We start from the raw sequence: 22,220 nt of genomic DNA on the forward strand, positions 1-22,220 counted from the left end.
TGCAGCCTATTTGAGCCGTGCATAATAAACAGGTGTATGATCGGGCAGCAGGTCCGGATGGAATATATGCAGCAGGTCGGCCAGTACGACTTCCGGCTCGGTCGGCATACTTTCGTAAAAAGGCGTATCTTTCATGTTGCAATAGATGATCCCTTTCTCTCTGAAGGCACGGAAATCGGCATAACGCGGGTCCTGCTCCTTCAATGCCTCATAGCTGAACGTACCCGGATAGCTGTTCACAATGCGCCAGTAATCGGCTTCGTCACCCTGGTTGTAGACAGTTTCGAAATCAAGTGTCACACCTCCCGAACGTTTGTCGTTTTTGAGGAAATAGTCAGCACCGGCGTCCTTGAAAAGTTGGGCGAGAAAGCTCTCCCCTCCTACGGCATACCAGTTACCGCCCCGCATCTCGCCGCTCAACACAACTGGACGTTTCTTCACTTTTCCCTCCGCCGTCAGCTCCTTCAATTCATTGTAACGGGCCGCGATGGCGTCGAATATCTCGTTTGCCTTTTGCTCCTGTCCCACCAACAGGCCGACGAACTTCACCCATTCCGCCTGTCCCAACGGCGTCATCTCCTTATAGCCTAAATGTGGGATCAATGGGATACCGACATCCTTCAAGGTCTCATATCCGCCCCGTTTAAAAGGCGAAACAAGGATCAGGTCTGGGTTCATACTCATGATCACCTCGTTGTCGAAATTCCCTTCTATGCCGATTTTGGCGGTCTTCCCACTCTTGAGACGTTCGTTCATCTCCCTATTGAACAGATGCCGGGTACTGGTCACCCCTACGACCTTGTCCAGTTCGCCCATCTCGATAAAATTGGACAACTGCAAAGATGTCATACAGATAACACTTCTGATGGGTGTCTCGATCACAGTATACGATCCAGGGATGCCGGCCGGTTTCGTTCCTCTCCTGACAAGCGCATAATGAAAAGTCGTACTTTCCTCATTCTGCGGGTCCTGGATATCCAGCAAGACATACCCGCTCCGATAGGATAATTCGAAACCACGGGCATACTCGGGTACAATATGGACACCGGAAAACGCGCTTTCTTCCGTCGTTTCCACCTTATCGGTCCATTGATTGTTTTTGATCGTACACGAGGATGCGACACACAACGACATAAGCAGGCAGCACCCTGCCAGGCATTTTTTCATATTCAATATTATTTTATTATAACCGAGCGAGCGTTGTCCACCCCACGAGGACGAGACTCTTCAAAACCGAAACGGCAGGTCTTCTGACTTACTTCCATCCCCGGACACCTTCCCGATCCCCCGATCAGTGGCATTGAGTATTGCCGGTATGTTACCGAAGTTTCACAGCAGCGTGGTCTGTCCGGGATTCCCACCCGGTTCCCTTTTCATCCCTGTCCTGTAAGGAGGACAGGGAAACCTGTTTCAAAGGGCAAATATAATAATATTACTTTTTCTTTCAAGAGAAAAGTGGCAGACAAATCAGTTTTTCTTACGAACCGCCAGATATTCGTCTTCCGGCATGACTTTCAGCACATGGCCGCTTTCGTCGAAAGCGACAACCAGATTCCGCTGGTCAGTCGTCTCGAGAGAGACCTTATACTGGATAGGGCTGCCGCTACCATTCGACTTGTACACCTCTTTGATCAAGCAATTTTCATAAGCGTCGTAAATCGCTTCCTGTGCGGCAAGGTCCACATCGACGATATCGATCGCATAGAAATTTTTCATACTCAACATATCGATATCCGTATTCCCATCCCGTCCAGTCTGCGCATGACTGTTTTGAGCCATACAGACACACGAAACCACCATAGCCACCATCAATACAAACTTCTTCATAACCTAAAATCTTAAACAATCTATTTACCTTTTTCTAATCGTTCCATCAAGTACAAATTGCATGCCAAAGAATAAAAAGCGGGCTGTGGAAAAGGCAGTGTGGAAATTATCCCCACAATTGTGGAATGCAGATTTGGAAAGTTCCGCAATTTTCCTCACTTTTGCGCACCAAATAATTCTAACGCACATGTCGTACCCCATCTGCTTCGTATCGCTCGGTCCGGGAGACCCCGAACTGATCACCTTGAAAGGCTTGAAAAAACTCCGACAGGCCGATATCATCTATTGCCCCGCCACCATAAGCAAAAGCGGACAACTACTCTCCCGTGCGGCCCGTATTATCGAAGAACTGGAAATCGAGAAATCTGTAGTCCAGTTCTTCACGCTCCCGATGAGCAAAGACCGGACCGAAGTCTGGAAAGTCTACGATACCTTGTATGAAAAGGCCATATCCGCCAGGGATAAAGAGAAAAAGGTGGTCATTGTGGCGGAAGGCGATGCAGGGTTCTATTCTTCCATACAGTATATATACGACAAATTCAAAGAGAACCGCATCGAAGTGGAACGAACCGCCGGAATACCAGCTTTCATTGCAGCGGGTGCTTTAGCCGGCTTGCATATTGTCAAGCAGGAAGAACAAATCATCGTCATACCCGGAATGCTGACGGCGGAAGAATTGTCGAAAAAGATCAAGACCGGTAATGTGATCGTCATCATGAAGCTGTCCCAATGTGTGGAGGCCGTCCATACCTGCATCCGGTTGCATCCGGAAACGAACTTCCATTATTTTGAGAATGTCGGGACCGGAGAAGAGTTTTACACCTCCGACCGGAAACAAATCCAGAGGAAAATATTCCCATACTTTTCCCTTATGATCATCCAATAGTATCTAAACTACCAGACTTTTCATTTTGTTATTATACAAAAATATATTTACTTTTGTTTTCCACTTAAACTCACATAAGACATGAAATCAGACATAGAAATTGCAAGAGAGGTTTCTCTGCGCAAGATAAAAGAAATCGCGACCGGATTAGGTATCCCTCGTGAAGAAGTTCAGAATTACGGCAGATACATCGCCAAGATACCTATCCATCTGATCGACGAAGAGAAGATCAGACAACACAATCTTATCCTGGTTACAGCCATCACTCCTACGAAAGCGGGTATCGGTAAGACGACCGTTTCAATCGGGCTGGCTTTAGGATTGAACAAAATCGGTAAAAAGGCGGTCGTTGCCTTGCGCGAACCATCATTGGGTCCATGCTTCGGCATGAAGGGCGGAGCTGCCGGAGGCGGATACTCGCAGGTGTTGCCGATGGAAAACATCAACCTGCATTTTACGGGGGATTTCCATGCGGTTACTTCTGCCCACAATATGATCACGGCATTGCTGGACAATTACATCTACCAGACGCGTAATACCTGTGAAGGTCTGAAAGAAATCAAATGGAAACGCGTACTAGACGTGAACGACCGCAGCCTGCGCAACATTGTTTCCGGCTTGGGCGGATCGGCCAACGGTGTACCGACGGAGACAGGTTTTGACATCACACCCGCTTCGGAAATCATGGCGATCCTTTGCCTGGCAACGGACATCGAAGACTTGAAACGCCGTATCGGCAACATCCTGTTGGGATATACGAACGATGACAAGCCTTTCACTGTAAACGATCTCGGTGTGGCCGGAGCGATCACGGTATTGCTGAAAGACGCTCTCCTGCCCAACCTGGTGCAAACAACCGAAAACACGGCCGCATTCGTACACGGAGGCCCATTCGCCAACATCGCACACGGCTGCAACTCCGTTCTGGCGACCAAGATGGCGCTGACGTATGGCGATTACGTCATTACAGAGGCTGGCTTCGGTGCCGACCTAGGAGCTGAAAAGTTCTTCGACATCAAATGCCGCAAAGCCGGACTGACACCGAAACTGACAGTTATCGTGGCGACAGCCCAGAGCTTGAAGCTGCATGGAGGCGTACCGGAAAACAAGATCAAGGAACAGAATATCGAAGGGATGAAAAACGGTTTCGAGAATCTGGACAAACATGTCGAGAACATGAAACGCTTCGGCCAGGAAGTGATCGTGACTTTCAACAGGTACGCATCCGATACGGACGAGGAAATCGCACTGGTCGCAGAACATTGCCGCGAGATCGGTGTTGGTTTCTGTATGAACAACGTATTTGCTGCCGGTGGCGAAGGAGGTGCCGAACTCGCGAAACTGGTGGTCGACACGATCGAAAAGAAACCTTCCACCCCGCTAAAATACATCTACGAGGACGACGAACCTATCCGTAGCAAGATAAAAAAGGTGTCCGAACAGATCTATGGAGCAGCCTCTGTTGTCTATACGACATTGGCGGACAAGAAAATCAAGCAGATCGAAAGTCTCGGAATCTCCCACTATCCGATCTGCATCGCCAAGACGCAGTATTCGTTCTCTTCCGATCCGAAAGCCTACGGGGTAGCCAAGAATTTCGAGTTGAAAGTGCGCGATATCATCATCAACAACGGTGCAGAGATGATCGTTGTCATCATGGGCGAGATCATGCGCATGCCGGGACTGCCGAAAGACCCGCAGGCAAAACGTATCGACATCGTGGACGGCGTGATTGAAGGGTTGAGCTAAAAGACAAGCCACCATATCCCTATATATGCAAAACACCGGTGTTTTGAAAACGAATCACCGGTGTTTTGATACTAGGCTATACCAGCCTAATTCTTTCCCTTGTTTTTATCGAAAAATTTCTTAAAGAACAGGATTTGGTAGTCGATCGAGTTCTTCCAGTATTCACCGTTATGTGATCCAGGACGAACAAGGAAATCATGGTCGATCTTATATTTCAGCAGCTTCTTATGGAAGTCGTTATTCACTTCGAAAAAGAAATCGCTGTAACCGCAATCGAAGATAATAGCCAGTTCACCGTTCTTGATACGGTCAATTTGCATGATTGCCGTATGAGTGTTCCAAACCTCCTGATTGTCGCTCTCGTTTCCGAGCAGCTTGTTCATCTCCCAATTATTGGGGAACGGTCGGATATCGACTCCGCCACTCGTACTACCGGCCGCACCAAACACATCCTTATGACGAAAAGATAGCCACATGGCTCCGTGTCCGCCCATGCTCAACCCAGTAATAGCACGACCGGAACGATCTTTCACTGTCGAATATTCAGAATCGATATATTTGACTAATTCGGAGGAAACGAATGTCTCATAACGGTAGGACGGATCTTTCGGGCTGTCCCAATACCAACTATTCTTGCCATCGGGACAGACAAAGATCAGGCCGTCGCGATCTGCAATATCTTTCAACTCCGGCTTCATGGAAAGCCAGGTTTTCGCATTTCCTCCATATCCGTGCAACAGGTAGACAACCGGTTTCGGCACATGATTATTCTCCGGAGAAACGACAACGACTTGGACATTCTTTTTCATCGCCTCACTGTAAACGGCCAACGTATCGACAACTGCCCCCTTCACCGATATGGCAACCAGGATAAAAAGAGCTAAAATGGATAATTTAAGTTTCATGGTATCAGACTCTATAAACGCTATTTTTTGTTCTTTTCCATTTTAAGTATATCGCTGTCGAGGAGCTTGTCAACTCCGTTCTTCAAATTCGAAAGTCCTCTACGGGTTACATAGGTTGCTTTCAGTTTGGTAATCTCTATCTGCTCATCTATTGTCAGTTCGGAACTGAACTTCTCATAACGGTCACCAGTAAAAGTTTCGAACTTTTCATCGGCTTTCTTCCAGTCTTCTTCTGTATAATCGCTTCCGGCTGCTTCCACCTTTTCGATAAACTTCTTGAAATCTTTCACATACGATTCTTTGGAATCGCTGCAACCATTAAAAACAAACAAGGCGATAACCGCCACAAACATCATCAATCTTGTTTTCATATCTTTTTTATTTTTATTACAATGATAGCAAATATACGAATAAATCTTACACTATACAGCAGGACTTCAGGGCAACTGCACCAAAATCACAATCAACAATCTTCTATCGGCAGCCTTGCAAACAACAATTTACTTTTTCAGAATAACAGGTCATCTTTTTCTTCGCTTTTCATCGCTGCCATGGCATATGGAGACAAGTCAACTTTTCAAATGGACGTCATCTCCTTCCATCGATTACCAAAACTTGTTATTCTCTTGGCTATACTCGAATCCTGCACTCTTCAGTTTCTGGACAAGCATCTCTTTTTGAAGATGCATATCGTCACACAGTTCATCAAGAGAAGAATAATTATCACGTAATTTCATATTGATGAAGCTGAAAAGCATCATCGGATCTTCCGGAAGTGTCATAGTTCATCATTTTTTCTAAATCAGGTGCAAAGATAATGGCTTATTCCATAATCTCGCCTTCCCGATTTAAAAAAACAGACATTTGTATCCGACTTTCTTTTGAAAGCAACTAATCCGGAAATCACCAGATGGAACACTGTACAGGAGGTTCAAAAGAAATTAAATTCAATATCACCTATCGTGATAAGTTGTTCCGCGAAAACATCACCAGAACCGTCCTGCAAAAAGAGGACAGCCACTCGGACGACAAGACGGAAAAACAGCAAACCCCGACTGCCGCATGGAAAATGGGCTGTCGGGGTCATTATCATAATCAGGGGAATTGCGGAGTTCGCAGGCCCAACCGGTATTAGCGGTCTGCAATAGGGAGATACGACTGCTCTTCGAGGACGTTCTTGTAGGCCGGACGGATGATGCGCTTGCCATCGAAGTTCAACTCTTCGATGCGGTGGGCGGTCCATCCGACGATACGTGCCATCGCGAACAGAGGTGTATAGATTTCCTGCGGCAATCCGATCATTTCATACACGAAACCGGAATAGAAATCAACGTTCGAGGAAACGCGTTTCTTCGTCCCTTTATGCTTGGCGAAACACTCGATGGCACGTGATTCGAGCAATTCGAGGAAAGCAAATTCCTCTTCACGCCCTTTTTCTTTCGCGAGATCACGTGCCAGTTCTTTCAAGACGACGGCGCGGGGATCGGAAATCGTATAGACAGCGTGTCCGATACCGTAGATCAGGCCGGTCTTGTTATAGGCTTCCTTGTTCAGCATCCGCATGAAATAGGTATCTATCTCGTCTACATTTTTCCAGTCGGCTATGTTTTCTTTCAGATGATGGAACATATCAACCACCTGGATATTGGCTCCCCCGTGCAACGGACCTTTCAGCGAACCGATACCGGCGGCTATGGAAGAATAGGTATCCGTACCGGTCGAGCTGGTCACGCGGACTGTGAACGTCGAGTTGTTACCTCCTCCATGTTCGGCCTGGAGAACAAGCAGTAAGTCAAGCGTACGAGCTTCCAGATCGGTAAAATCTTTTTTCAGCATATGAAGGAAGTTTTCGGCGATCGAAAGATTTTCATGCGGGTGGCGGATATGCAGCGAACGACCTTGCTGGCTATGTCGGTAAATGTTGTAAGCATAGGCGATGATGGTCGGGAAACGTGAGATCAGCTCGATCGACTGGCGCATCAAGTTGTCGCGAGAGGTATCATCGGGGTTCGGATCGAACGTGTACATTTCGAGGACGCTACGGGCCAGGATGTTCATGATGTTCTGTCCCTCCAGATCCAGGATGTTCATCTTCGTCTTCTGTTCGAGCGGCATATTGTCGCAGATCAGTTCCTTGAAACCTGCCAGTTCTTCTTTATCTGGCAATTTACCGGACAAAAGCAGGTAAGCGACCTCTTCGAAACCGAAACGTTTCTCCTTGATCAACCCGTGTGCGATGTCTTCCACATCGTATCCGCGGTAAAACAGTTTTCCAGGGATCGCTTTCAGTCCGCCTTCAGGCAGACGCTCGTAACCCACCACGTTACCAACCTTCGTCAGTCCGACCAACACTCCTGTACCGTCTTCGTTACGAAGCCCACGCTTCACATTATACATTGGGAACAGTTCGTTGTCGATCTTGCATGCTTCTTTGGATGCATCGGACAATTTATAAATAATATATTCTTTTTTCATGACAGTAAATTTTAATTTATTCAACTCCTATGCCGTTACAAGATCGACATGACATATTCACCAAACTCCTTAGTGCCGAGAGGCTGTCCATTCTGCATAAAGCGGGCCAAGTCACGAGTGGCCTTCCCTTCGGAGAAAGCGTGTTCGAGTGCGGCGGTTATCAGCCGACCGGCCTCGTTCCATCCCATATATTCGAGCATCATGACGGAAGAAAGTAAAAGCGAGCAGGGATTCACGACGTTCTTGCCGGCAATGTTGGGTGCCGTCCCATGTGTCGCCTCGAAGATCGCATAGCCGCTGTCGTAGTTGATGTTGGCTCCCGGCGCGATACCGATACCGCCAACCATAGCCGCCAACTGGTCGGAGACATAATCACCATTGAGATTCAGCGTGGCAATCACCGAATATTCTTCCGGCACAAGGAGGGTGTTCTGAAGGAAAGCGTCGGCAATCACATCTTTGATGACGACCTTTCCGGCAGCTTCGGCATCCAACAGAGCGGTAGCGGCGGCATCCTCTCCTTTTTCCTTTTTGATCTTCTCATACTGGGGCCACGTAAAAGTCTTATCGGGGAATTCACGTTCGGCCAACGCATATCCCCACAGTTTGAAGCCGCCTTCCGTAAACTTCATGATGTTTCCCTTATGCACCAACGTGACACTGGGCAAGCGGTTAGCCAAAGCAAATTCGATGGCAGCGCGAACGAGACGTTCCGTACCTTCGACCGAAACGGGTTTCACGCCGAAGGATGAAGTTTCGGGAAAACGCACCTTCGTCACACCCATCTCTTCCGTCAGGAACTTGAGGAATTTGCGAGCTTCGGACGTCCCTTGCTGCCATTCGATGCCGGCATAGATATCTTCAGTATTCTCGCGGAAGATATACATATCAACTTTTTCCGGCTCTTTGACAGGTGTCACAACTCCACGGAACCAACGTACCGGACGGAGGCAGACATAGAGGTCGAGGGTCTGCCTGAGTGCGACGTTCAACGAACGGATGCCACCGCCGATAGGCGTTGTCAGCGGGCCTTTGATCCCGATCATATATTCGCGGAAAGCCTCCATCGTCTCGTCGGGCAACCAACTGCCGGTCTGCTTGAAGGCTTTTTCGCCTGCCAATACTTCCTTCCATTCGATCACTCGCTGGCCGCCATACGCCCTGCCTACCGCTTCATCGACAATACGCTGGCAAACTGGTGTAATCTCCGCACCTACTCCATCTCCCTCTATAAAGGGAATGACGACTTTATCGGGGACAAGGAGGGTCCCGTTTTGTTTTGTTATCTTATTCATAATCTTATTCTTTATTTTTACAAATGATGATTTAACAGCCTTGTTCCCGCGTCAAGTGCGGGAACAGGACAGTTTTAATTCGCCCATAAATCAATAATTTATCATCGGGCTGCATTCAACGCTGCTCCCGCTTTAAACCATTTTATCTGCAACTCATTATAGGTATGATTCACCGCGAACGATTCTTCTGTGCCGTCGGCATGGTAAAGGATTGCCGTCAGCGGCTTTCCGGGGGCGAACTCTTTCAAGCCGACAATCGAAATCTTGTCTTCCTCGCGTACTTTCTTATAATCATCCTTATCGGCAAAAGTGAGGGCAAGCATACCCTGCTTTTTCAGGTTCGTTTCATGGATGCGGGCGAAGCTTTTGGCAAGGATCACTTTTACATTCAGGAAACGAGGCTCCATAGCGGCATGTTCGCGAGACGATCCCTCACCATAATTTTCTTCTGCTACGACGATAGATGAAATTCCCTTTGCCTTATACTGTTTGGCGACGGCTGACACAGCCTCATACTTGCCGTTCAGCTGGTTCAATATGCTGTTTGTCTTGCCGTTGAAAGCATTCACAGCCCCCATCAACATATTGTCCGAAATATTCTCCAAATGGCCGCGGAAGCGAAGCCACGGACCAGCCATCGAGATATGGTCGGTCGTACATTTGCCTTCAGCCTTCAGCAACAGCGGCATTTCGATCAGCTCTTTGCCGTCCCAAGCGGCGAAAGGCTTCAAGACCTGTAAACGGTTGGAGCCGGGATTGATTACCACTTCGGCGTCCTTCCCCGTCGGGGCAACATACCCGTTGTCTTTCACTTCGAATCCTTTCGGCGGGAAGTCGGTGCCTTCCGGTTCTTTCAGTTTCACTTCGCGGCCGTCGGCGGTTTTCAGTGTATCAGTCAGTGGGTTGAAACAAAGGTCTCCGGCGATGGTCAGCGCGAGCGTCAGTTCCGGGGAAGCAACAAAGGCATGCGTGTTCGGATTGCCGTCTGCTCGTTTGGCGAAATTACGGTTAAAGGAGGTAACAATGGAGTTTTTGCGCGTATTGTCGTCGGTATGCCGTTTCCATTGCCCGATACACGGACCGCAGGCGTTGGCCATAACTGTCGCGCCAATTTGCTCGAAATCTCCGAGGATACCGTCCCGTTCGGCCGTATAGCGTATCTGTTCGGAGCCGGGGTTGATAATCAGCGGAGCTGCCACCGGTATCTTGTCTTCGGCTGCCTGGCGGGCAATTGAAGCGGCACGGCTCAAATCCTGGTAGGACGAGTTCGTACAAGAACCGATCAGTCCAACTTCCATCTTGCGGGGCCAACCATTCTCCTTCACTTTGGTAGCAAATTCGGAAATAGGCGTTGCCGCATCCGGCGTGAACGGGCCATTGATATGCGGTTCCAATTCGGACAAATTGATTACAATCACACGGTCATAAAAAGAATCCGGTTGAGCCTGCACGTCCATATCGGCTGCCAAATAGTCGGAAACGGCTGTTGCCCACTCGGCCACATCATCACGTCCCGTAGCACGCAAATAAGTGGCCATGTTCAGATCGAACGGGAAAAGGGAAGTCGTGGCACCCACCTCGGCTCCCATATTACAGATCGTCGCTTTCCCCGTCGCAGACAAGGATGCGGCACCGGGACCGAAATATTCGATGATGGCATTCGTCCCACCCTTCACAGTGAGGATTCCTGCCAGTTTCAAGATCACGTCCTTCGGAGATGCCCATCCGCTCAGGCTACCAGTCAGTTTTACACCTATCAGTTTCGGCATTTTCAACTCCCATTCCATACCTGTCATCACATCCACAGCGTCAGCGCCGCCTACACCGATGGCAATCATCCCCAGACCACCCGCATTTGGCGTATGCGAGTCCGTACCAATCATCATACCGCCGGGAAAAGCATAGTTCTCAAGCACTACCTGATGGATAATGCCGGCTCCCGGTTTCCAGAAACCGATACCGTACTTGTCGGAAACGGATTTTAGGAAATCATAGACCTCGCTATTGCTCTGCGTAGCTGTTGCGATATCCGTCTTAGCTCCCATATTCGCTTGGATCAAGTGATCGCAATGCACGGTGGCAGGAACGGCCGATTTGGATTTTCCTGCATTCATGAACTGAAGCAACGCCATCTGCGCGGTCGCATCCTGCATCGCGACACGGTCAGGACGGAAATTCACATAATCTTCACCACGGCGAAAAGGACAGATGTCCGATTCTTCATACAAATGTGCATATAATATTTTTTCAGCCAGGGTCAACGGACGGCCAACCTGTTCGCGAGCTGCATCCACCCGCTTCGGGAAATTAGAATAAAAGCTTCTCAGCATGTCAATGTCGTACACCATATCTATTCTTTTTATTAGTTAGCAATGTAGGATGGGATAAAAATAGTATTTATATAAATACCTTTTATTCAATAATTTCTATCGGCTGATAAAGGGTATCTATGAGAACGGGTCCCTATACGTTCAATAATAGAACGTAGCGGGAGCCCGTTTTGTTCAAAGGCTTTGTTTATTCCTTCAACGATTCTTTCCATTTATCCGCATAGCTGTGCAAAATGGAAGCGATTCCTTCTCCGATACGGACATAATCTTCACGTTTCAGATTGGCTAGCGAACAGCGGATGGACCACTCTGGCGCATCGAATCCGCCACCGTTGAGCAATACCAGTGAAGTTTCTTGTGCCAGGCGGAACACGACGTCTACCGGCTCGTAATTTTCCTGTAAGTAGACAACGAAATCATCTCCGTAAAATTTCTTCGCCCAGACCAACATATCAATCTCGCTATAGTAGCCGGCACGCAACGGATCGTCGAGCAATGTGAAACCGGTGCTTTCCCAAAGCGTATGAAGGCGGTCGTGAATGATCTGCTGCATCTTCGCCTTATAAGCATTCTCGCGATCCAGCAGGGAGAAGGAGGCAAAGAGCGCCATTTGCGTCTGTTGCGGCAGCGAAAGCCCGGCGGTATGGTTCAAGGCGACCTGACGGCTGTCGGCAACCATACGGTCGATGAAACGGATTTCCTCTGGATGGAGCGAAATACTGCTATAGCGTTCGTTCAACTGCTCTTTCCGCTCTGCCGGCAATTCCTTCAGCATCCGGTCGTATATATTCTCTTCGTGCAACGCGACAACGGCCAGGCGCCAGCCTGTCGCTCCGAAATATTTGGAGAAGGAATAGACGCAGAGGGTGTTCTCCGGCAATTCCGCCATGATCGAACGGAAATGGGGAATGTAGGTCGCATAGACATCATCGGTAATGATCATCAGGTTCGGATTGTCATTACGTACGATATCTACAATACGTTTCATCAAACCATCTGTCAAACCGTACGAAGGCGGATTGCTCGGATTGACGATAAAGGCGGCCTTGACAGAAGGGTCTTTCAGAATGTCCAGGTCTTCTTCCTTGTACTGCCAGGTATGATAGCCGTCTTTTGTCATTTTACAAGCGTGGATTTCGGTTACATCGAACAAGTAGCGGGCTTGTTCCGGTATCTCTATATAAGGAGTGAATACCGGGGCGAACAGGACGATCTTGTCACCTTTACCAAGAAGGAAATTTTGTTGCAGAGAATCGAATATATAGCACATCGCGGCGGTTCCCCCTTCGGTAGCAAAGAGATCGAACTTCCCTTTGGGCGGGCGGTTGTCGCACAATTCCTGCTTCAGGTAGTCTTCGACCAATACTTCCGTATATTTCAGGATGCGGTCGGGAACGGGATACTGGTCCCCGATGACGCCTTCCGCCCATTCGTATACGAGGTCGTTCTCATCGACTCCTTTCTCATTCACAAGATAATCGTAGGTGTCTTTCAGCAGTGCCATACCGGGAGAGCCGGCGTGCTTCATCAGGAATTGCGTGAAACGGGTGGCGATACGTTTCTTTTCGGGGATACCGGCCAGTCCGACCATTTCCTCGCCATATTCGGAGGAACGGGCGCATTCTTCCAGTCCGAACTGGCCGAGCAGGAAAAAGGCTTCGCGGGGTACAGTACTGATCCAGTTCGGATTGCCACGCCCTGCGTTCAGCATGATATGCGTACTCTTACGGGCGCTTTCGTCCGCAAGGTCTATCAGGATATTTTTCAGTTCGAAAGGACTGATTTCTGACATTTTCTTTTCGTATTCACGAGTGATTTTGTGTGTCATAGAGAAATAACTTAATTGAATATAATGAGTATATAAAAACAATGCTTCCAATACCCTTCAGGTCATCAAGAGGACGATCACGACTCCCCAAATGATCAACAGGGTATTACCGACCGCGTATGTCACCGTATAGCCTAATGCGGGTGTCTGGCTCTCAACGGCATCTTCCACAGCACCCAAAGCTGCTGTGGTCGTACGCGCTCCGGATGTACAGCCCAACGTAATGGCCGGGTGGAACTTAAAGACATATCTTCCCAACAGCACACCGACGATCAATGGGATAGCGGTAGCCAACGCACCGATGAAGAAGAGGCTGACGCCGACCTCCTTCAAGCCGGTGACAAAGCTCGGTCCGGCCGTAATACCGACAACGGCGATGAACATGTTCAACCCGACGTTGTTCAACACCCAAAGGGATGGTTCCGGAATTCGTCCGAAAGTCGGATGCTTGGAACGCAACCAGCCGAAGACCAATCCAGCAATCAATGCCCCTCCACTCGTACTCAAGCTGATAGGTACACCTCCTAAATGGATCGCTAAGGCCCCCACGACACCTCCGAGAAAAATTCCGAGGCCGACGAAAATCATATCCGTCTGGTTCGTCGGGCGGTCGGCATAGCCTAATGTATCGGCAGCCGCATTCACCTCCAATTTTGTACCAACCAACTCCAACATGTCGCCGGGATCGATCGTCGTCGCGGCTAAAACCGGAATGTTGATACCAGCACGTTTGATGCTCTTGATACTGACACCGTGCATAACTGGTAATTTGCGTAGTTTAGCGACTGTCATGCCTGCATATTCTTTGCGGGAGATCAATACGGGCAGGGTTTCGGCCGGAAAGTCCAACAATTCGATATCATTTACTTCATCGCCGATCCAGTCCTCCTCTCCGATCACAAATTCACGACGTCCGCTGAGCACGACTTCGTTTCCTTTCAAAAGCATTTGGTCGGATTTCGCATCCCGAATCACACCATCGATACGGACCCGTTCGACGAAAAGGCGTCTTCCTTGTCCCTCCAAATAATCTTCCAGCTCTTTCACGGTCTTTCCCGCGCCGAACCAGCCATTGTTAATCTTGTAGGCGCGGAACGTGATCGGACGGGCGGCAGGCATGAAGCCGGGTTGCTCGCTTTCGTCGTCCGAACCCATTTTGGCTTCCAGTTCGCGACAGGCTTTCTTGACCGATTCGATCCCTCCCAACAGACGGGGAGCAATATCACTCATGATCCAAGCGGAACCAGCCGTACCGAAAATATAAGAGACGGCATAGGCTACCGGCATGACATTGATCATATCCGTTTTATCTGCCACCGGTATTCCTAATTGGTTAATCGTATCTTCAGCCACACCGAGTACGGCTGATATCGTCTGCGAACCTGCCAACAGACCGGCTGCCTCTCCGGCAGAATAGCCCATGATCTTTGCCAGCACAAACGGGGCCAACAGGCAGAACAGGCACATCACGACGGCAAACAATACCTGTGGCAATCCCTCTTTTTTCAATCCTCGGAAGAATTGCGGACCGACACTATACCCTACGGCAAACAAGAACATCAGAAAAAATACCGATTTCAACGGAGCTCCGATATCGATATGCAATTGTCCGATCAATACACCGACCAGCAAGACGCTGGTTACCGTTCCTAACGTGAACTTTTTAATCTTGAATTTACCGATCCAGAAGCCGAAAGCCAGCGTGAGAAAGATAGCAAGCTCCGGGTAATGCCGGAGCAAATTGGCAAACCATTCCATATATCTATTTTTTTGGCGTTAATAAAATTGATAATGAAACACGGCAGACGAAAGAGTTGTTGTGTTAAACCGACTGAAACCGGAGTTAAATTTATAGTTGGTATATCAAAACATATTATCCATCTTTTAGGACAACCGCATCAAAATTTTCCAAGGTTGTGATCTTCATACGAAGTTTTCTACAAATCCTCTATCACTCTATCACTAAGAAGGTTGTAGCTATTAACATTCAAGCGTTAGAGGAGTGATACAGGACGTTTTCCTGTATCACTCCTCTATCACTTCTGAAACATGGCATTTTTGTTTATGAAACAAGCACATAATTCCGTAAACACCCCCATGTTGCCATCCTTTACATCCGGGTGTAGGGAGCCGGTACACCCGGATGTAAAGGATGGCAACATGGGGATGTCCGGCAACTAAAGTACCTTGCCGAGCAATGAAAACCACCCGGTTTTACCTATTTTATAGCCGTTTTTACATAAAATAATCGAGTGATTTGTAGGGATGGGAATAGGGTGTTTATCGTTTATATCATTTATAATATACTTATATACAGACACATACAAGCAAAGCACCTATTATTTATCTGAATTGCCAGTGATAGGGTAGTGATAGAGAAAACAGGCATATATCACAAATAAAACAAGCTGAATATCAATTGATAAAAAGGAATCAGTGATACAGTGACAGAGGAAATAAAAGACCTTCAATTATCCCCCGATCGTCGTTTCGATCCCGTAGCAGGCGAATATCTCCCGGCAACGTCCGAGTGTCTCGTCCGAAGGGGCGGCGAAAGCATATCGATCCGGATTGTAGACCGTACCTAACTTCTCGTGTTTGCTCTTGCCGATGTCATGATACGGGAGCAGGTTCACAATCCGGTGCTCCCACGGCAACGAAGCCAGGAAAGCGGCACTGCGTGTTATATTTTCTTCATCGGCATTCACGCCTTCGATCAAGGGAATACGAAGATAGAAATCGTGTCTGGCTTCTGCAACCATCCGGAGATTGGACAGGATCAATTCGTTCGGGACACCGCAATATTTCGCATGCTTGGCCGAATCCATCTGCTTCAAATCGACAAGGAAAAGCTCGCAATTATCCATCACGTCGCGTACGATCTCCGGCCGGGCGAACAGCGTCGTATCGACAGCCCGATGTATCCCCCGTTCCCCGCAACGGCGTAACAAGTCCAGTAACGGTCCGGGATGCAACAACGGCTCTCCTCCGCAAAACGTCACACCTCCCTCCGAACGATCCATGAAAACGATCTCCTTCTCAATCTCCTTCATCAAGGCTTCAGCCGAATACTCCGTGCCCGATATCTCCATCGCCAAAGCCGGACACACCTCGGCACAGATTCCGCACAGGGTACAACGCGCCCCATCCGTCACGATCCCCTCCGGCGTGAGTGTCAATGCCTGCTCAGGACAAGCCTCGACGCATGTCCGGCAACCGATGCATTTCTTTTTCGTATAGAGTTTTTGCTTCCGGCTGGAAATTCCTTCCGGATTATGGCACCATACGCACGACAGGGGGCATCCTTTCATAAAGATCGTAATCCGGATACCCGGCCCGTCGTTGATGGCATATCGTTTTATATCGAAAACAAACATCTTTTTTCAATTGCTAAAACGTTTCCTGTTCCGTCCGCATGATCACGTCCGCCTGCAGATCGGCATTCATGTCATTGAAATAATCGCTGTAACCGGCTACGCGGACCAGAAGGTCGCGATAATCTTCCGGACATTTCTGAGCAGCATAAAGCGTCTCCATATCGACGATATTGAACTGGATGTGATGTCCGCCCAAAGCGAAATAGCTGCGGATCAACGAAGACAACTTGGAGATATCCTCCTCACGCTTCAGCAGGCTCGGCAGGAAACGCTGGTTCAGCAATGTCCCCCCGCTCTTCACCTGGTCAAGCTTGCCAAGCGACTTGATGACGGCAGACGGCCCGTGCGTATCGGCACCATGAGACGGAGATGTGCCGTCCGAGATGGCACGCCCGGCCAAGCGTCCGTTAGGAGTCGCCCCCATCACCTTGCCGAAATATACGTGACAGGTGGTAGACAGCATATTCAGATGGAAACATTCGCCTTTCGTATTCGGCTTTCCTTCGATCGTATCATAGAGATCGTCGAACACCTTCACAGCAATACTGTCGGCATATTCGTCATCGTTTCCGAAGAATGGCGTGCGGTTCAGGATCGTCTGTCTCATCGCCTCGGCTCCTTCGAAATTATCGGCCATCGCTTTCAACAGTTCGTCCATCGACCAGCGTTTATCTTCGAATATATGTTTTTTCAGCGTTGCCAGGCTGTCGGTAATCGTACCGAGCCCCGTACACTGGATATAGGTCGTATTATAGCGCGGACCGCAGTTGTAATAATCCCGTCCTTTCGCTATGCAATCGTCGATGAAGAGAGACAGGAAGGTGGCCGGTGCATACTTGGCAAACATACGGTCGATATAGTTGCTGACACGCACCTTCATATCCACAAAGTAGCGGACCTGCTTCATAAAAGCGGCATATAGTTCGTCATAATTGCCGAAACCGCGCGGATCACCCGTTTCCAGTCCGACCTTACGTCCGGAAACCGGATCGACACCGTTGTTAAGCGTCACTTCCAAAATTTTCGGCACATTCAGGTAACCGGTCAATACGTATGCCTCCTTGCCGAACGCTCCGACCTCGATGCAACCGCTGCAACCGCCTTCACGTGCATCCTGCAAAGATTTTCCCTGGCGCATCAACTCCTGGATATACACATCCGGATTGAAAACAGACGGATAGCCATGCCCCTGGCGGATCACCTTGCAGCCGGCACGCAGGAAACGTTCCGGTGTACGGGCACTGATATGGATAGCACTGCCGGGTTGCAGGATATGCAGTTCTTCGATCGTTTCGAGCATGACGTAGGAGACCTCGCTCACCCCGTCGCTGCCATCGGCTTTTACACCGCCGATATTCAGGTTCGTAAAATCATTATACGTACCGCTTTCCTTAGCCGTGATGCCGACTTTGGGAGGAGCCGTGTGGTTGTTCACTTTGATGAAGAAACAGGACATCAATTCTTTTGCCTCGTCGCGTGTCAACGTACCGTCGGCAATCCCCTTTTCGTAGAACGGAGCCAGATGCTGGTCGAAATGGCCGGGATTCATCGCGTCCCAACCGTTCAGTTCGGTGATCGTTCCTAAGTGGACGAACCAATACATCTGGATCGCCTCCCAATAGTCTCGGGGAGCATGTGCCGGAACCCAACGGCAAACTTCGGCGATACGGCGCAACTCGGCCGCCCGTTTCGGATCTTTTTCCGTCAGCGACATTTCATCGGCGAGATCCGCATGTCGTTCGGCAAACAGGATGGCGGCGTCGCACGAGACGGACATGGCAGTCAGCTCCTCCTGCTTGTCGGTCGCTTCGGGATCGTTCATGAAATCGAGCCCGTCCAGTTCTTTCCGGATACGTTCTTTCAAATCCAATAATCCGTACTTATACACCTTTCCGTCCAAAGCGGTATGTCCCGGAGCACGTTGTTCCATAAATTCGGTAAACATCCCCACCTCATAGGCCTCCTTCCACTCCTGAGGCACATGGCTGAAGATACGTTCTCGCTGGGTACGCCCTTTCCAATAAGGGATCACTTCGCGTTCATAGGTGTCGATGTCTTCCTGGCTGATCGTATAACGCTGCAATTCACGTGTGTTCAAGACATGCAGGTCCTCCACACTATGGCAGGTCAGTTCCGGGAAAGTCGGCACACATTTCGGTTTCGGTCCGCGTTCGCCCACGATCAGTTCGTCCTTGCCGATATAGATCGTCTTCTGCTTGCAGATCTCATAAAAATTCATGGCCCGAAGAATCGGAATCGGATATTTTCCGTAGTTTTCCTTGTAGAAACGAGTTTCTATCAAAGCGCGTTCAATAGACAGGGAGGGCTCGGCTTCGAACGTCTCTTGTCGAAGACGTTTGATCCGGTCATTCATTCCATAGGCATTTGCCTCTACTGTGGGGGCGAAATTAGATGCACTGTGCGGTGCACGCTGAGCTGTGATTATAGTCATATTATATAAAAGGCTATTTTTATTCAATTATTTTAATCTGATAAATTCCGGACAAAATGATGCAGAGATAAAACCACCGACCCAAGCCAATGACTTCAGATACTAATGCAAACCGAAAGAGCTCTTACCCGAAAACGGTAAAAGAGAAAAGGGAAGAACACCTGTCAAGAAATCAGGCAATTGAATAGTCGTCTATAAGATTTAACGAACATATCGTAACAATTTAAAATCAACACTCGAAATTAAGTGTATGATTGCAGCAAATATAGACATTTTTCCATAAAAACAAAAGAAATCATATTTATTTAATAGAAACCAAGCCCCCTATCTTGTAAAAAGATCAAGCAATCCCATACGCTTTCAACTTATTATAAAGCGTTTTGCGATCAATACCCAACAGTTGGGCTGCTCTGGTCTTATTGTTACCGGCTTCTTGCAGGGCACGTTTGATCATTTCGCATTCGTGCGATTCGTTTTTCAACTGGATATTGACCGGAGCGGAAATCGGGTCGGCAGTCAGTTCTTCTGGAAGCTCGTTAGGGGTAATATAGCGACCGGTCGCTAACAGGGTAGCATACTTGATGGCGTTCTTCATCTGACGCAAGTTACCCGGCCACGAATAAGACTGGAAAATCCGGATCACGTCATTATCAAAGCCAATAATATCTTTCTGCAATTCTATATTGGCTTGATCCAGGAAGTTGTTGGCAAACAGCAAAAGGTCTTCTTTCCGCTCCTTCAGATCAGGGATACGGACGGTAAACTCGTTGATACGATGATATAAATCTTCACGGAAATCTCCCTTATCAATCGCAGAACGCAAGTTCTCGTTTGTCGCGGAGACAAGACGGACATTGATCGCGATCTCCTGATTGCTACCGATCGGTTTTACTTTCCGCTCCTGCAAGGCACGAAGAAGCTGTACCTGTACCTCATAGGACAAGTTGCCGATCTCATCCAAAAAAATCGTACCACCTTGGGCGGCAACAAAAGCACCTTCTTTATTATCGATAGCTCCGGTAAACGAACCTTTCACATGCCCGAAAAATTCGGATGCGGCCAAGTCTTTCGGGATCGCTCCGCAGTCAACAGCAATAAAAGGGGCTTTCTTACGATTGCTCTGTTCGTGAATACGGCGAGCAACATACTCTTTCCCTGTACCGCTCGAACCGGTAATCAACACAGACATATCTGTCGGAGCAACCAGACGTACATGCTCGTAGAGCTGGCGGGCAGCTTGGCTCTGTCCCTCCACATACTGGCTACGCGTTCCTCCCGACGGTTCGGGACGTTTGGCTGAACGCGTAGGGCGTTCCAGTTCGGTGGCAGAAGCAACCGAACCTGTTTCCGTCTTTATCACATCCTTGATTTTGCCTAAAAGTTCTTCCGGGTTCAACGGTTTGGCAATATAATCGGACGCTCCTAACTTGATGGCTTGCACGGCGGTTTGTATCTCCGCATAGCTGGTCATCATAATCAGGGGAATTACAAAATTATTTTCTTTTATCCATTTCAACAGATCGATTCCATCCCCGTCCGGCAAACGCAAATCAGACAAGATCAAATCGAAAGAGGCATCCTCTATCCGGCTTCGTGCATCCGAAACCGATGATACCGAACTGACTTCGAAGCCTTTCCTTCCCAGCCAGGTTTTCAGCATCAACGAGAATGTTATATCATCTTCTAAAATCAGGATAGACGGCATATTATTCTTTTTTGTTTCGTACACAAAGATAACTAAGAATTGATAATTGACAATGGACAATGGACAATTAAATACCGCTTGCCGCAATTATCAATTGTCCATTGTCAATTCAAAATGCCCAAGTTGCCTTTTTCCACGCCCCCTCGAACGGACCTTGCTTGAATTTCTTCAACCACCAATGGCAGAAACCTAACTGGAGGATGAACAACAGGACGCCGACTCCAAAGCTGGCTGTCGTGCCTAAAACATTATAAAGTGACAAACCGTAACCGAAATAGATAAACGATCCTATAATAGACTGTGTCAAATAGTTAGTTAAACTCATCTTTCCATACGGCACCAAACCGTGCAGCATTTTATGGGTCGAAACTTGTTGCCACAGGAAGACAAAACAAGCGACCAACACACACATGAAAGAGAAATTGCGGAAAGAGGAAACCACCGTGTTCATCGGAGTCAGCATCGCCTTGTTGGAGATCATATCCGGAAGGGAAGCCGTAATGAAATACAACGGGACAAAGCAAACCGCACCGATAACCAGCGTCCGCATCCAGAAAACCCGATGTTCGGACAGGTTGGCAAACAACTGTCTGCGTCCCATCAGCATACCCAACAGGAACAAAGAGGCAGTCTGGAAAAAACGTCCATACCCCCATGCCCACAACAGGCTGAACAACTGGCCGTCCCAAAGGTTGGACTTAACCATCGCCCAGAAATCCGGCTGCGAAAGGAACGGATACATACGTTGGCTATGAACACGCCAAACGCCGGCTGCCGGCACATAGTCAGGATTTATCATCGCATAGAAAAACTTGCCGAGTTCGAGAGGCTGGAGCATCAGGATAATAGCGGCAATGAGGATCGCTCGGTCGCTCCATCTGCAGACTAACACGAGCACCACGCCAATTATAGAATAAAGGACTAATATGTCGCCGGGGAAAAACGCCCCGTTGAAACAGCCGATAATGAACAAAAGGAAAAGCCGCCACAGGAAACGCAGACGGAAGTCTTTACCTTTCTTCGCCTGATTGTTATATTGAATAAAAAAGCTGAATCCGAACAGCAGGGAGAAAATCGCGTAAGCTTTCCCGGAAAAGAGGAAAAACAATGTTTCCCATATTCCTTTATCCATCGCCTCCATAAAAGCCGAAGAAGCTGTCGGGAAGTCATAAAAATTAAAATGTTCGATGTTGTGTAGTAACATAATAGCCATAACGGCAAAACCGCGTAATGCATCCACCACCTCGATACGAGGCGACTTAGCCAAAAGTCCATGCTCCATTGATAATGATTTAGATTTTTAATTTATGATTTTACAAAAGACAAAAGTAGATAAAGAAGTCATATAAAACAAAAAAAGCACCATTTAGGCGCTCTTTTTGTTTGCAGAC

The 22,220-nt window shown here is 48.3% G+C and carries 17 protein-coding genes and 1 riboswitch; of the genes, 3 read left to right on the top strand and 14 right to left on the bottom strand.

The window, feature by feature from the left end:
* Window positions 1–6: 6 nt before the first annotated feature.
* The gene (locus KTG12_RS10145) at window positions 7–1,167 is read right to left on the bottom strand and encodes an ABC transporter substrate-binding protein (RefSeq protein WP_022322506.1); all 1,161 of its coding nucleotides are present in this window, start codon (window positions 1,165–1,167) and stop codon (window positions 7–9) included.
* A 55-nt stretch (window positions 1,168–1,222) separates the two neighbouring features.
* A riboswitch (cobalamin riboswitch) is annotated at window positions 1,223–1,424 on the bottom strand.
* A 43-nt stretch (window positions 1,425–1,467) separates the two neighbouring features.
* Window positions 1,468–1,827, bottom strand: a complete 360-nt coding sequence (locus KTG12_RS10150; RefSeq protein ID WP_138273237.1) for a hypothetical protein — start codon at window positions 1,825–1,827, stop codon at window positions 1,468–1,470.
* 187 nt (window positions 1,828–2,014) lie between these two features.
* Here KTG12_RS10150 and KTG12_RS10155 point away from each other — a divergent pair, with 187 nt between their 5' ends.
* A complete protein-coding gene (locus tag KTG12_RS10155) occupies window positions 2,015–2,713 on the top strand; it encodes a precorrin-2 C(20)-methyltransferase (protein WP_005649923.1) in 699 nt (232 codons plus the stop codon).
* A gap of 81 nt (window positions 2,714–2,794) precedes the next feature.
* The gene (locus KTG12_RS10160) at window positions 2,795–4,462 is read left to right on the top strand and encodes a formate--tetrahydrofolate ligase (protein ID WP_119216377.1); all 1,668 of its coding nucleotides are present in this window, start codon (window positions 2,795–2,797) and stop codon (window positions 4,460–4,462) included.
* An 86-nt stretch (window positions 4,463–4,548) separates the two neighbouring features.
* On the opposite strand, the gene KTG12_RS10165 is transcribed toward KTG12_RS10160, so the two are convergent.
* The 3 genes from KTG12_RS10165 to KTG12_RS10175 form a co-directional block, all read right to left on the bottom strand.
* On the bottom strand, window positions 4,549–5,367 hold the full coding sequence (locus tag KTG12_RS10165) for an alpha/beta hydrolase family protein (RefSeq protein WP_005639402.1): 819 nt from the start codon (window positions 5,365–5,367) through the stop codon (window positions 4,549–4,551).
* Between the two features lie 20 nt (window positions 5,368–5,387).
* Window positions 5,388–5,738 carry a DUF6565 domain-containing protein gene (locus tag KTG12_RS10170; protein ID WP_155144039.1) on the bottom strand — a complete coding sequence of 117 codons (351 nt, stop codon included), beginning with the start codon at window positions 5,736–5,738 and terminating at the stop codon, window positions 5,388–5,390.
* A gap of 234 nt (window positions 5,739–5,972) precedes the next feature.
* Window positions 5,973–6,149: a DUF4250 domain-containing protein gene (locus KTG12_RS10175; protein ID WP_005639397.1), complete on the bottom strand. Its 177-nt coding sequence runs from the start codon at window positions 6,147–6,149 to the stop codon at window positions 5,973–5,975.
* Between the two features lie 128 nt (window positions 6,150–6,277).
* Between KTG12_RS10175 and KTG12_RS10180 the strand changes: the two genes are divergently transcribed.
* Window positions 6,278–6,502, top strand: coding sequence for a hypothetical protein (locus KTG12_RS10180; protein ID WP_155144040.1), 225 nt, complete (start codon window positions 6,278–6,280; stop codon window positions 6,500–6,502).
* On the opposite strand, the gene KTG12_RS10185 is transcribed toward KTG12_RS10180, so the two are convergent.
* The 9 genes from KTG12_RS10185 to KTG12_RS10225 form a co-directional block, all read right to left on the bottom strand.
* Window positions 6,499–7,842: a citrate/2-methylcitrate synthase gene (locus KTG12_RS10185; RefSeq protein WP_055285068.1), complete on the bottom strand. Its 1,344-nt coding sequence runs from the start codon at window positions 7,840–7,842 to the stop codon at window positions 6,499–6,501. The genes KTG12_RS10180 and KTG12_RS10185 overlap by 4 nt on opposite strands.
* Window positions 7,843–7,877: 35 nt before the next feature.
* Entirely contained in the window at window positions 7,878–9,137 is a 1,260-nt protein-coding gene (icd, locus tag KTG12_RS10190) for an NADP-dependent isocitrate dehydrogenase (RefSeq protein WP_005639392.1), read from the bottom strand.
* Between the two features lie 101 nt (window positions 9,138–9,238).
* Window positions 9,239–11,485: an aconitate hydratase gene (locus KTG12_RS10195; protein ID WP_155144043.1), complete on the bottom strand. Its 2,247-nt coding sequence runs from the start codon at window positions 11,483–11,485 to the stop codon at window positions 9,239–9,241.
* Between the two features lie 169 nt (window positions 11,486–11,654).
* Window positions 11,655–13,295, bottom strand: coding sequence for a bifunctional aspartate transaminase/aspartate 4-decarboxylase (locus tag KTG12_RS10200; RefSeq protein WP_022322496.1), 1,641 nt, complete (start codon window positions 13,293–13,295; stop codon window positions 11,655–11,657).
* Between the two features lie 57 nt (window positions 13,296–13,352).
* A complete protein-coding gene (gene aspT / locus KTG12_RS10205; protein WP_005643731.1) occupies window positions 13,353–15,053 on the bottom strand; it encodes an aspartate-alanine antiporter in 1,701 nt (566 codons plus the stop codon).
* Window positions 15,054–15,766: 713 nt separating this feature from the next.
* On the bottom strand, window positions 15,767–16,672 hold the full coding sequence (locus tag KTG12_RS10210; RefSeq protein ID WP_138273240.1) for a glycyl-radical enzyme activating protein: 906 nt from the start codon (window positions 16,670–16,672) through the stop codon (window positions 15,767–15,769).
* A gap of 13 nt (window positions 16,673–16,685) precedes the next feature.
* Window positions 16,686–19,124, bottom strand: a complete 2,439-nt coding sequence (gene hypD, locus KTG12_RS10215) for a trans-4-hydroxy-L-proline dehydratase (RefSeq protein ID WP_155144047.1) — start codon at window positions 19,122–19,124, stop codon at window positions 16,686–16,688.
* Window positions 19,125–19,464: 340 nt separating this feature from the next.
* On the bottom strand, window positions 19,465–20,829 hold the full coding sequence (locus KTG12_RS10220) for a sigma-54 dependent transcriptional regulator (protein WP_138273245.1): 1,365 nt from the start codon (window positions 20,827–20,829) through the stop codon (window positions 19,465–19,467).
* A gap of 109 nt (window positions 20,830–20,938) precedes the next feature.
* Window positions 20,939–22,111, bottom strand: a complete 1,173-nt coding sequence (locus KTG12_RS10225) for a DUF418 domain-containing protein (RefSeq protein ID WP_005649933.1) — start codon at window positions 22,109–22,111, stop codon at window positions 20,939–20,941.
* Between the last annotated feature and the right edge of the window lie 109 nt (window positions 22,112–22,220).

It is taken from the genome of Parabacteroides sp. MSK.9.14 (assembly GCF_019041495.1).
GTDB classification, from domain to species: Bacteria; Bacteroidota; Bacteroidia; order Bacteroidales; family Tannerellaceae; genus Parabacteroides; species Parabacteroides merdae.

What these genes read in the sequence shown, in the direction of transcription:
- icd (WP_005639392.1), bottom strand. Translation starts at nt 9,137, where the DNA reads ATGAATAAGATAACAAAACAAAACGGGACCCTCCTTGTCCCCGATAAA.
- KTG12_RS10185 (WP_055285068.1), bottom strand. Translation starts at nt 7,842, where the DNA reads ATGAAAAAAGAATATATTATTTATAAATTGTCCGATGCATCCAAAGAA.
- KTG12_RS10155 (WP_005649923.1), top strand. Translation starts at nt 2,015, where the DNA reads ATGTCGTACCCCATCTGCTTCGTATCGCTCGGTCCGGGAGACCCCGAA.
- KTG12_RS10200 (WP_022322496.1), bottom strand. Translation starts at nt 13,295, where the DNA reads ATGACACACAAAATCACTCGTGAATACGAAAAGAAAATGTCAGAAATC.
- KTG12_RS10175 (WP_005639397.1), bottom strand. Translation starts at nt 6,149, where the DNA reads ATGACACTTCCGGAAGATCCGATGATGCTTTTCAGCTTCATCAATATG.
- hypD (WP_155144047.1), bottom strand. Translation starts at nt 19,124, where the DNA reads ATGACTATAATCACAGCTCAGCGTGCACCGCACAGTGCATCTAATTTC.
- KTG12_RS10220 (WP_138273245.1), bottom strand. Translation starts at nt 20,829, where the DNA reads ATGCCGTCTATCCTGATTTTAGAAGATGATATAACATTCTCGTTGATG.
- KTG12_RS10170 (WP_155144039.1), bottom strand. Translation starts at nt 5,738, where the DNA reads ATGAAAACAAGATTGATGATGTTTGTGGCGGTTATCGCCTTGTTTGTT.
- KTG12_RS10195 (WP_155144043.1), bottom strand. Translation starts at nt 11,485, where the DNA reads ATGGTGTACGACATTGACATGCTGAGAAGCTTTTATTCTAATTTCCCG.
- KTG12_RS10160 (WP_119216377.1), top strand. Translation starts at nt 2,795, where the DNA reads ATGAAATCAGACATAGAAATTGCAAGAGAGGTTTCTCTGCGCAAGATA.
- KTG12_RS10165 (WP_005639402.1), bottom strand. Translation starts at nt 5,367, where the DNA reads ATGAAACTTAAATTATCCATTTTAGCTCTTTTTATCCTGGTTGCCATA.
- KTG12_RS10145 (WP_022322506.1), bottom strand. Translation starts at nt 1,167, where the DNA reads ATGAAAAAATGCCTGGCAGGGTGCTGCCTGCTTATGTCGTTGTGTGTC.
- aspT (WP_005643731.1), bottom strand. Translation starts at nt 15,053, where the DNA reads ATGGAATGGTTTGCCAATTTGCTCCGGCATTACCCGGAGCTTGCTATC.
- KTG12_RS10225 (WP_005649933.1), bottom strand. Translation starts at nt 22,111, where the DNA reads ATGGAGCATGGACTTTTGGCTAAGTCGCCTCGTATCGAGGTGGTGGAT.
- KTG12_RS10210 (WP_138273240.1), bottom strand. Translation starts at nt 16,672, where the DNA reads ATGTTTGTTTTCGATATAAAACGATATGCCATCAACGACGGGCCGGGT.
- KTG12_RS10180 (WP_155144040.1), top strand. Translation starts at nt 6,278, where the DNA reads ATGGAACACTGTACAGGAGGTTCAAAAGAAATTAAATTCAATATCACC.
- KTG12_RS10150 (WP_138273237.1), bottom strand. Translation starts at nt 1,827, where the DNA reads ATGAAGAAGTTTGTATTGATGGTGGCTATGGTGGTTTCGTGTGTCTGT.